The organism is Streptomyces chiangmaiensis, assembly GCF_036281785.1.
Classification (GTDB): Bacteria; Actinomycetota; Actinomycetes; order Streptomycetales; family Streptomycetaceae; genus Streptomyces; species Streptomyces chiangmaiensis.
The window spans coordinates 1-10635 of sequence record NZ_JAYWVC010000247.1 but is presented as its reverse complement, the minus strand read 5'-3'; the positions used below and the strand labels follow the sequence as shown (position 1 = coordinate 10635).

General features: G+C 67.3%; 8 protein-coding genes and 1 pseudogene. 2 read left to right on the top strand and 7 right to left on the bottom strand.

Annotation, left to right across the window (positions count from 1 at the left end):
- Positions 1-601: 601 nt before the first annotated feature.
- The 6 genes from VXC91_RS38240 to VXC91_RS38215 all read right to left on the bottom strand — a co-directional run bounded on the left by VXC91_RS38240 (position 602) and on the right by VXC91_RS38215 (position 7872).
- Positions 602-1585, bottom strand: a complete 984-nt coding sequence (locus tag VXC91_RS38240) for a formylglycine-generating enzyme family protein (RefSeq protein WP_408057580.1) — start codon at positions 1583-1585, stop codon at positions 602-604.
- A gap of 123 nt (positions 1586-1708) precedes the next feature.
- On the bottom strand, positions 1709-3331 hold the full coding sequence (locus VXC91_RS38235) for an arylsulfatase (protein ID WP_329511955.1): 1623 nt from the start codon (positions 3329-3331) through the stop codon (positions 1709-1711).
- Positions 3332-3369: 38 nt separating this feature from the next.
- A complete protein-coding gene (locus VXC91_RS38230) occupies positions 3370-4215 on the bottom strand; it encodes a carbohydrate ABC transporter permease (RefSeq protein WP_329511954.1) in 846 nt (281 codons plus the stop codon).
- A complete protein-coding gene (locus VXC91_RS38225; protein WP_329511953.1) occupies positions 4208-5062 on the bottom strand; it encodes a carbohydrate ABC transporter permease in 855 nt (284 codons plus the stop codon). Before VXC91_RS38225 ends, VXC91_RS38230 begins: the two co-directional genes overlap by 8 nt.
- A gap of 101 nt (positions 5063-5163) precedes the next feature.
- Entirely contained in the window at positions 5164-6540 is a 1377-nt protein-coding gene (locus VXC91_RS38220; protein ID WP_329511952.1) for an ABC transporter substrate-binding protein, read from the bottom strand.
- A 90-nt stretch (positions 6541-6630) separates the two neighbouring features.
- On the bottom strand, positions 6631-7872 hold the full coding sequence (locus tag VXC91_RS38215; RefSeq protein ID WP_329511951.1) for an ROK family protein: 1242 nt from the start codon (positions 7870-7872) through the stop codon (positions 6631-6633).
- 213 nt (positions 7873-8085) lie between these two features.
- Here VXC91_RS38215 and VXC91_RS38210 point away from each other — a divergent pair, with 213 nt between their 5' ends.
- Both VXC91_RS38210 and VXC91_RS38205 read left to right on the top strand, forming a co-directional pair.
- Positions 8086-8568 (top strand): hypothetical protein, encoded by a 483-nt coding sequence (locus VXC91_RS38210; RefSeq protein ID WP_329511950.1) that lies wholly within the window; start codon positions 8086-8088, stop codon positions 8566-8568.
- An 884-nt stretch (positions 8569-9452) separates the two neighbouring features.
- On the top strand, positions 9453-10370 hold the full coding sequence (locus VXC91_RS38205) for a peptidoglycan-binding protein (RefSeq protein ID WP_329511949.1): 918 nt from the start codon (positions 9453-9455) through the stop codon (positions 10368-10370).
- Positions 10371-10491: 121 nt separating this feature from the next.
- On the opposite strand, the pseudogene VXC91_RS38200 reads toward VXC91_RS38205, so the two are convergent.
- Positions 10492-10635 (bottom strand): annotated as a pseudogene (locus VXC91_RS38200) (IS30 family transposase); the annotation flags it as partial.

Genomic DNA, 10635 nt, shown 5'->3' with positions numbered 1-10635 from the left:
TGAGTAAAGCCCTTCGATCTCGGTTATGGCGGCGCCGAGCGGCAAATTCGTCTCACTTATCTGCCGGGTGTCCAGGTGAGGCATGAACATGAACGCTTCTCCTCAATTCGTAGTCGATGGCACTGACCAGGTCTTTATTGCAATTGCGCCTGGCACGCATCCTGTCCTTCGGGGTTCCACGGTTGCGCGAGGCCACGGATTTTGCCGCCGGCCTGGCCCACTGTGGGCGCCTGAGCACGTCTGGGGATCACTGGCGGGGAGGAGGGTCCGGGCGGGTGTCGCGTCTTGGGTAAAGAGCAGGGGTCTGGAGGCGGAGCTCCGGGATGTGTCCTCCGCCGTCTTCGGGCTGTGCCTCGGCCGCCGGTAAGGGAGTTGAGACCCGTTTGCCAAGCAGCAGGGCAGGCAGGCCTCGCGGTGAGGTGAGCAGCGCAGGGCGGTCGGTCACCGGGCCGAGTAGAGGCAGCCGGTCGCGGCCGGTCCTGGCGGAGGAAGCGCGGCATCGGGAAGATCGCCTCGATGCCCCCCGGTCTCGGATGTGCCCATGGATGTGTTCGTCATGGCGTCTGGGTTCTTCTGGTTCTGTGCCGCGGCAGGGGAGGTCCTAGTTCTGGCCGGCGGTGCGGAAGCCGCAGTTTCCGGTGGAGGAGTCGGGTGTGTTGGCCGTGCGGGCGGCCACGCGGTATCGGTTGCAGTAGGAGTCGTGGCAGAGGTAGGAGCCTCCGCGCATGACACGGCTGGTCCCGAGGAGGGGCCCTTTCGGGTTGGCTGCCGGAGATGTCCGGTAGTAGTTGGGCGCGAACCAGTCGGAGCACCATTCCCAGACGTTTCCGGCGACCTCGTAGAGGCCGTAGCCGTTGGGCGGGAAGGACTTCACGGGAGCGGTTCCCACATGTCCGTCCTCGGCGGTGTTGACTTCTGGGAACTGGCCCTGCCAGATGTTGCACAGGTGCTCGCCCGCAGGGCCGTGGAGTTCGTTGCCCCAGGCGTACCTCTGGCCTTGGAGCCCTCCGCGGGCGGCGTACTCCCATTCGGCTTCTGTGGGGAGACGGCGCCCGGCCCACTGGCAGTAGGCCAGCGCATCGGTGTGGGAGACATGGACGACTGGGTGGTCGGGGACCTCCTCCCAGCCCGAGTTCGGTCCGCCGGGGTGCGCCCAGTCCGCTCCGCGGACCGTGATCCACCATGGGGTGCCTGTTGCGGTTCCCAGAATGTCGTGTCTGTCGGCGCGGACGAGGAGGTGGAAGACGGCGGAGAATCCGTAGGTTTCGGCTTCGGTCCGGTATCCGGTCTCGCCGATGAATCGGGCAAACATCCGGTTGGTGACAGCGGTGGTGTCGATGCTGAAGCTTTCGAGGGCCACCTGGTGGACCGGGGTCTCGCCGTCCGCCGGGTAGCCTTCCCCGTGGGCGTCGCCCATCGCGAAGCTCCCGGACGGGATGACGGCTTCCTCGTGGTAGGCGCTCGGAGGGGACTTCCGCACATCAAGCGAGGGCGCTGGTGCGGGGGTTCGGGTCTCGTGTGTGCTGCGGGCGGGGCTGCAGCATCCCTGCCGCTGAGATAGCTCTTCAGGGCCGCGAAGGTTCATGGTGCCTCTCCTGCTCGGCGTGCGGGATGTGCTTCTGCTGCCATGCCTAGGGCGCAGTTCGGGGTCGGTGCGAGCGCCTTCGGGGTCGTGGGCCCGTGGTGCTGGAGCATGGACAGTCGGGGCCTAGCCGGCGGCGTCGGCGGCGGGTTCACCGCGGAGCACATAGAGGTCCTCGATCCTGTTGAACGGCAGGACGCCGACGCGGTCTGCCCAGACGGACCAGTCGGCCAGGAGCTGCTCGGCAAGTTCGCGGTTCTGGTCCGCGATGTCGTGAAGCTCGGTGGGGTCGTTCGCGAGGTCGTACAGCTCCCACTGGTGCGGGTATTCGCGCACGAGCTTCCAAAGGCCGCGCCGGATGGCGCCGTTGCCGCAGTGCTCCCAGTAGAGCGTGGGCTCGCCGTCGTCCGCCGCCGACGGGGCGTGTCCGCCGCCGCGGAGGTGGTCCAGGAAGCTGCCGCCCTCGAGTGGCGGGATGGGGCGGTCACCGATGGCGGAGGGGTAGTCAACGCCGAGCGCGTCGAGGATGGTCGGCAGGACGTGCACCAGCTGGCGCGGCTGGCGCAGGATCTGCCCGGCCTCGAGGTCCCCGCCGGGCCAGTGGACGATGAACGGGGCCGCGATGCCACCCTCGTGGGTCCACTTCTTGTAGAGCCGGAACGGGGTGTTGGACAGGTTGGCCCACGGGCGCCCGTAGCTCGAGTAGGTGTCCTCCGGGCCGGGCATGATGTCCGGCCCGTTGCCGAGACGGACGGGCTGGCCCGTGCGGGTGTGGGTGGGGAAGATGTCGGTGCGGGAGACGAACTTCTCCCGTTTCATGTGCGGGATCTCCTCGGGGGAGGCGCCGTTGTCGGAGAGGAAGACGACGATCGTGTCCTCGAACTGCCCGAGCCGCTTGAGCGTGTCGAGGATCCGGCCGATTCCGTCGTCCATGCGGCTGACCTGAGCGGCGTAGACCTCCATGCGGCGGGCGTTCCAGTCCTTGGCCTCGACCGCCTCCCAGGCCGGCTCGTCGGCGTCGCGGGGGCTGAGCTCGGCGTTCGCCTCGACGATGCCGAGTTCGAGCTGTCGCTTGAAGCGCTCTTGGCGCAGCGCGTCCCACCCGGCTGCGAAGCGACCGGCGTACTTCTGGACGTCCTCTTCGGGGGCGTGGAGGGGCCAGTGCGGGGCGGTGTAGGCCGTATAGAGGAAGAACGGCTGCTCTGCGGCGGTGGAGCGCTCGATGAACGCGACGGCCTCGTCGGTGATCGCGTCGGTGTAGTAGAAGCCCGGCTCGTTGGCTTCATGCCCGATGTTCTCCTCACCGCGCGTGAGCGTGCCGGGGCTGTAGTAGCTGCCGCAGCCTGTGAGGGTGCCGTAGAAATAGTCGAAGCCGCGCCGGGTGGGCCAGGCGTCGTTGGGGTTCCGCGGGTCGGCGGCCAGGTGCCATTTTCCGGTCAGGGCGGTCGCGTAGCCCGCGCCCTTGAGGATCTCCGCCATGGTCGCGCAGCCGCGGTGCAGGTCGCCCTTGTAGCCCACGGGCGAGTCGTCCCCGGTGAGGACGCCGATGCCGGTCTGGTGCGGGTGCAGGCCCGTGAGGAGGGACGCACGGGACGGGCTGCACCGCGCGGTGTTGTAGAACTGCGCGAGCCGGGCCCCGCCCGCGGCGAGGGAGTCGACGTTCGGCGTCGAGATCTCGCCGCCGTAGCAGCCGAGGTCGGAGTAGCCGAGGTCATCGACCAGCACGAGGACAACGTTGGGACGGGACATGGTGGATCCCTTCACAGGTGGTTGCGCCGGTGGGCGGGTTAGCCCTTGACGGCGCCCGCGGTCAGGCCCGCGACGATGTAGCGGTTGGCGATGACGGAGATGATGATGATCGGCACGGCGGCCAAGGTCCCCACGGCGGCCATCTGGCCCCACGCGACCTCGTACGGCTGGACCAGGGAGGCGATGCCGACCGTCAGGGGTGAAGTCGTCCCGCCGGAGGTCATGGTGAGCGCGAAGAGGAATTCGTTCCAGGCCATGATGCCGGTGAACGTGCCGACGGCTGCGAGACCGGGCTTGACCAGGGGCAGCATGACGGCTCGGAAGGTGGCGAACTCGGAGGCGCCGTCGATCAAGGCTGCCTCCCGGAGGGTGTTGGGGACGCCGTCGAAGTAGACCTTCATCAGCAGGGCAGCGAACGGCATCTGGAAGACCGTGTTGAGCAGGATCAGGCCGAAGTTCCCGCCGATGAGCCCCAGGCTCGTCATCGTGGCGTAGAGGCCCGGGACGAGGACCATGGGCGGGATGAGCGGGATGAACCCGGCCAGCAGTAGCAGGGGAATGGTCCCCCACCGCGGCAGGATCAGCTGGGACAGGGCGTAGCCGGCGAGGGAGCCGAAGACCAGGCAGAGGAGCACGGTCCCGATGACGATGGTCAGGCTGTTGACCAGCTGGGCAAGCAGGGGGTTCCCCGGCGCCAGGAGGTCGGTGAAGTTGCTCAGGCTGAAGTCGATCTTCACCCCGGAGCCGATGATGTCCTTCAGGGGCTGAAACGCAAGGACCAGCATCCACAGGATCGGTGCCAGCGTGGCGGCGACGGCTGCGATCAGCACAAGCTCTGCCAGGGTGCCGATCGCCCCCCGGGCCGAGCGGCGGGTCTCAGACACGAGCGGCCTCCTGACGTGTGACAAGGCGCCTGACGAGGGCGAAGATCCCCCCGAGCAGGGCGAAGGCAACGATGATCGCGACGCCGATCGCGGCGCCGTAGCCGAATTCCAGACGGTCGAAGAAGATCGTGCGGATGTGGAGGCTGATCAGGTTTGTCGCGTTGCCGGGGCCGCCGTGTGTGAGGAGGTACATCTCGTCGAAGGCCTTCACTGACATGACGAGCCGGATCGCCGCAGCGGTGACGATGGCCGGCCGGATCATGGGCAGGACGACCTGCCAGATCACCCGGGCCTCGCCCGCACCGTCCACGCGGGCGGCCTCGAGGACCTCGGGGTCGACCGACTGGAGCGCGGTGTAGACGAGTAGGAAAACCAGGGGTGACCAGTGCCAGACGTCCACGACGATGATGGCGATCATGGCCCCGACGCGTTCGCCGAGCCAGCCCTGCTGGGGCAGGTCCAGGGCGAAAAGGACCTTGTTGACGAGGCCGATGGTGGGGCTCAGCAGGAGCAGCCAGATCACGCTGACGACCACTGGGGCGACGACCGTCGGCCAGATGAGCACACGCCGACCGACGCGGCCCATGAACGGCGCCCGGTCGAGCAGGACCGCGAGGAGGGTGCCGAGGCCCACGGTGAGGACGACGGCGCAGACGATGAACACGGCTGTCGCGCCCACCACAGGGGCCGTGTCGGGGTCGGTCACGATGCGGGCGAAGTTGTCCACGCCGGCGGGCCGGTAATGGAAACTGCCTTGCAGGATCGTGACGTTCGAGACCGCCATCGTCACGAGCTGGATCATCGGGTAGACACCGAAGACGATCAGGAACAGGGCAAATGGCGCCACCGCGAGCAGGCCGAAGCGGGACCACCGTCGTCTGCTCGGCCGACCGGCCGTGGGAGGGGCTGTGGTTGTCGGGACGTCAGTGCGGAATCGGGCTGCGGCTGTCACTTCAGGTAACCCGCGTCCTTGACGACCTTGGCAAGGGCATCCTGCAGGGCCGCCATGCCTGCCTCGGGGGTGACCTGGCTGGCGGCTATCTGGCTCAGGTACTTCTCTGTCTGGGCGGACATCGCGGGGCCGAACGTCCACCGGATGGATGGCTTGACGTTCTTGACGGATTCTTCGAGCGGCTCCAGGTAGGACGCGGCCGTGCCCGAGGACGCGCCTGCTGACAGAGCGCTCCGACGCGTCGGGATGCCGCCCGCCTGCGTGAAGAGGGTCTGGGCCTCGTCGGAGACAACCCACTTGATGTAGTCCAGTGCCGCGGCGGCCCTGTCGGACGAGAGGCCCTTCGGGATGCACAGGCTCCAGGTGCCGCTGGTCGGTGCTGGCGTTCCGGTCGAACCGGCCGGGACCTCCGCGAATCCGACAGCGTCGGCGATCTGGGACTTGTCCTTGTCCTGGAACTGGCTCGCGGCCGCAGCCACGACGTGCGTCTGCAGCACCTGTCCCCCCTGCATCAGGGAGATGACCTCGGCCTGGCCGATGGTCTGGGGCTGTTTGGGGCCGAGCTTGGCCAGCTCGCGGTAGACCGTCGCAGCCTTGATGCCTGCCGGCGTGTTGACGGTCGGGGTCCAGTCCGTGCCTGCGTCTTTGAACCAGGCTCCGCCGTAGCTGTAGAAGACGGGCATGAATTCGTAGGTCACCGAAAGACCGCTCTGTGTCGCCTGAGCCCGCGGGACGTACCCGTAGCGGATCTTGCCGGAGTCCACGGCCTTCTGCCCGTTGGCGATCGCCTCATCCCACGTCTTCGGAACGGACAGGCCCAACTTCGAGTAGATGTCCTTGCGGTAGACGAAGAGGTCCATGTTCCCGTTGATCGGGTACCCCATGACCTTGCCCTCGGGCGTCGAACTGCGCGTGGCAGCGTCCCAGAAGGGCAAGTTCGCGTAGGTGATCACCTGAGGGTCGATCTTGAAGCCTTGATCGACGGCATCGAAGGACTGGACCCACTGGTTGCTGTAGAACTGCCCGACGCCGAACTCATCGAGCTGGAAGACGTCGAACGGGAAGTTGCCGCCGTGCACGGCGTTGGTCATCTGCGTGTACAGCCCGTCGTAGGGGAACTCCCGCAGGGTGATCTTGATTCCGGTCTTCTCCTGGTACTTCGCCGCAAGCTTCCGATAGGCGCCCAACCACGGAGACTGCGAGGTCGGGACGACGAGTTCGGTCACCTTCCCGCTGGCGGCGCTTCCGCCGCCCAGGGCCCCGCCGCTGTTGCTGCAGCCCGCGAGTCCGCCCAGGAGTGGAACAGCAGCGCCCGCTCCCAGCATCTGAAGGAAACGCCTGCGGTTGGCTTCATGTGTGCGGCCTTCAACCATTGCCGGTGCTCTCCCTTGAACATCAGTTTGGTCAGCCTCCTGAACTTAACCCTGGGAGAGCTGGACCCCGCTTGTCAAGACATGGGACGCCTATTCGACGACCCAGGGCATGAGGCAGAGGTGCTGGATGGCGGATTCGATGCCGCCGGCCATGACGGCTGAGGTCCCAAGCGTCGAGACGCAGACCCCGGCCCGGCTGTACCTGTCGCGGGCCCGCTCGAACTCCGTCCAGAAGGACGGCATGATCAGGGGCGCGAGTGCAGAGAGGTGGCCGCCGAAGATGACAACGCGGGGGTCGAAGACACTCATCAAGGACTGGACGCCCTGGGCCAGCCTGACTCCCTGCCGTGCCGCCTCCTCCCGGATCTTCGCGTCCGGGTTCTGAAGCGCCTTGAGCATATGGGCCACGAGGCCGACCCTCTCGACTTCCGGTTCGACGCCCAGGGCTTTGGCGAGCGGCCCGAGTCCGACGTAGGTCTCGAGGCAGCCTTCCTTGCCACAGAAGCACGGCCGACCGCCCTGCTCGACGACGATGTGACCGAACTCCGTACCGACTCCGGAATCCCCGTGCAGGACCTCCGCGTTGCGCTGGTACGCACCACCGATGCCCACGTCTCCGAAGAGCAGGACCAGGCCCTGCTCGTCCGGCCAGCCCCCGGCCCTCCGCTCCGCGTGAATGGCCAGATTCGCCAGACGGTCGAGCGAGAAGGACACCCCGTTCCCAACCAGCCGCTCGAGTTCCGCCACGACCGGCACCTCGCTCCACCCCAGGGCGTAAGACGAGATCACGACACCCGCCGACGCATCCACGTAGGCCGGGCACCCGACGCTCACCCTGACAAGCCGGGTGCCCGCCGAAGCGATGAAGGCCCTCGCCTCCTCGACGGCCTTGGCCAGGTCCTCGAGGATCCGATCGGGACCCATCTGCGAGACATCAAGGTCAATGCGGCGAGAGAAGAGCGTCCGACCCTGCAGGGAAGCGCACTCCAAGGCCGCATGGTCGGCGTCGACCCGCAAGACGCCGACCGCAAGACGAGTGTCGTCCATCTCAAGCGCCCGGGCCGGTCGGCCGCCCGCCCGCCCTGTGGGAGCGAACCCGCTCTCGCGCACGAATCCCCACTCCTGGAGCTCGGCGACGATGTCGAGGACGGTCACCCGGCCGATTCCGGAAGCAGTGACGAGGGCGCTGCGCGTGAGCGGCGCGTTTCCTCGTACAAGCTGCAGGACACGCGTCAGATTGAAACGCCGGATGTCCGCACTGCTCGGAGGGCGTGCAGGCACACCACGTCCGACTTCTTCGCTGACCTCGCCGAGACCTCCGCCCACGGTCATCCCCGTGTCATCCTTTGCGCTGTTCGGTTCACGTCGTACGCAAAACTGTATCGCAATGACGGATACAGAGGCAGCACAGCTCCGCTCTCCCGTCGGATCCGCTGTCGTCAGCCGTTCTGGCTGCTGTTGACCGACATAGGGACCAGCTTGGCGCCGCCGCGAGGATCCCCTCTGCCGTTCCGGGACGAGACCCGGGTCTGTCCGGTGGGAGGCTTGCTGGATGACAAGCGGCAGCCGGGAGACACCGCCGGCCGTATAGACCCGGACTCCGCGGTCCTCGCCTATGTCGGTCGACAGCGTGGGGGAGGAACAGGTGAGCCGGGTACTGTAGGCAGTCGAACGGATCTTCGTGTCCCTGACCGCACCGGCTACGACCGCGACCTATCGGAAGACATCCTCCTGGTCATCCTCAAAGAGGTCAGTGCCGAGCAGCAGGAAGGCTACGTGCGGCAACTGGAGGCCTTCGCCGACCGGGAGCACCTGAAGAAGCTGTACTCCCGCTACGGGCCGGACGGGAGGTTCGAAGACAGGGATCTGTGCTACCTGACCCATCAGCCCAAAAGCGTCGTGGTCTGCGAGCGTCTCGACACCGTTCCGATGGGGCTCGCTGGGGTGTGGAACGGACCAACTCGAAAGGCAGAAAGGCAGTCAGCCCGCCCAGAAGGCCGGCAGCGAACCTCCCGTCGGCTACGGTGACCGTACGGGTGATGGCCGTCACCGGGACGGACAGGACATGATGAGACGGCGCCGGAGCTCCTTGGGAACAAGCTGTCCTGGACGACTGCCTGTACCGACGAGCTCCGTTGCTCTACGCCGGGCACACCTTCAACTGGCCTGCACGACCTGCGGAAACGCTGACTGCCTGGCCTGGGGGAAGGCCCTTCCTCGAATGGGCATGACACCGCCACCGGCCGGTGTGCTGGATGCCAGTGAGGGCAACGGGTAGGACCGGTCGTTCAACGGCTCCTGTTCTCTTCTTGGATCGTTCGTCGGAGGTTGGTGCGTGCTGCGCCCAGGTCGGCCTCCGCAGTACCGCGGCGGATGGCTGTGGTGGTGAGGGGTATTCAGCTAGAGGGGCGCAGGCAGGCGTTCGGGTTGGCCGCGTCGGGCTGATGGAAGACCCAGCGGTCGGTGGGTGAGGCTCACGTGGCTGGTGTGGGCAGGCAGCGGGCCAACGTGGGTGGCCGTGGCGAGGTCTTGGTAACACCTTGGCCGCCGAGAATCCCTTGCGGGGTCTACCCGTGTAGAGCCGTTGGCGGCATGCTGGTGCGGCACCACGCGCAGGCTGGCCCGCTGTCCGTCCTGACGGGAGTTCACGCATGCCCAAAGCCGCACTCTCTCAGGGCATCTGCAGCTCCGTCACCGGCTCGCCGACTCCCGTCGGCGTGGCGCGGGCGGGCCTCTCCGAACCAGGGCAACAGAACGCCCAGGCATTGAGAGCCCGGTCCGGACGCGGGCCACGCGTTCCCGATCGCACAGCGGGCGGCCCGCGTGCTGCTGCAAGCGCATCACTCACCACCAATGGAGGCCTTTCCATGCACTCAGGAAGACTTCGATCCGTTGCCGTCACCGTAATGACCATGGTGACCGCGTTCCTTGTCGCCCTGCTGCCGGCAACCCAGGCCCAGGCTCTGCCCGCCTGGCCGTCGATCAGCCAGGGCGCGAGCGGGGTGGACACCAAGGCCGCGCAGTACCTGTTGCGGCACCACGGGTACGGCATCGCGGCGGACGGGCAGTTCGGAACGGCCACCCGCTCGGCCGTGATCAGCTTCCAGACCGCCCACGGACTGACCGCCGACGGCACGATCGGCGCGCAGACATGGCCACGCCTGGTCGTCTCGGTGAGCCAGGGATCGACCGGCGAGGCGGTGAAGGCGGCGCAGACCCAGCTCAATGCATATGGTGCGGGCCTGTCCGTGGACGGGCAGTTCGGACCCGCCACCAACACCGCGGTGCGCTCCTACCAGAGCTCCCACGGTCTCACCGTCGATGGCTTGGTCGGCCCGCAGACCTGGCAGAGCCTCCTCGGCACCAACGGTGCGGACGGCGGCGGCGGTACCCCGTCCGGTTACTCGCTGCCGCTCGCCCGGAGCGCTGTCCCCCGGTCGGACTACGCGGCTCCGCACTACGGCACCACTCCGGCCATCGACCTGATCGTGAGCTACATCCCGGCATACGCGATCAAAAGTGGAGTCGTCGACCACTACAGCAGCACGTCCTGCGGCATCGGTATCCGGCTGCTCCAGCCGGACGGTTCGCGCTTCGTCTACTGCCACCTCAGCGCACGCTCCGTGGCCGACGGCGTCCAGGTGGCCGCCGGCACCCGAATCGCCACCACCGGCGACACCGGCAACTCCGGCGCACCCCACCTGCACGTGGAGATCAGGACCAGCGACGGCGTGGCCCACTGCCCGCAGAGCTACCTGCTGGCGATCTACGACGGCCTTACGCCGCCCAGCTTCGGCTCTCTGCCGACCAGCGGCTGCACCACCGCCTGACTGGAGCAGTGCCGTTCACCACGCAGTCGCGACGGGCCCGCACCGCTCCGGCATGTACGCGAAAGGCCCTGACCGGCGTCCGGCGCTTTCTAGGGGTCGTCGCAACACGTAGTCGTGTTGATCAAGCCACGAGCAGTTTATGCAGACGCTCGGCTGGGGTTTCCCAGCCGAGCGTTTTGCGTGGGCGGCCGTTGAGTTCGGCGGCGACGGCGTCGAGCTGCTCACGGCTGTGGACGGACAGGTCGGTGCCCTTGGGTGCCTCTGT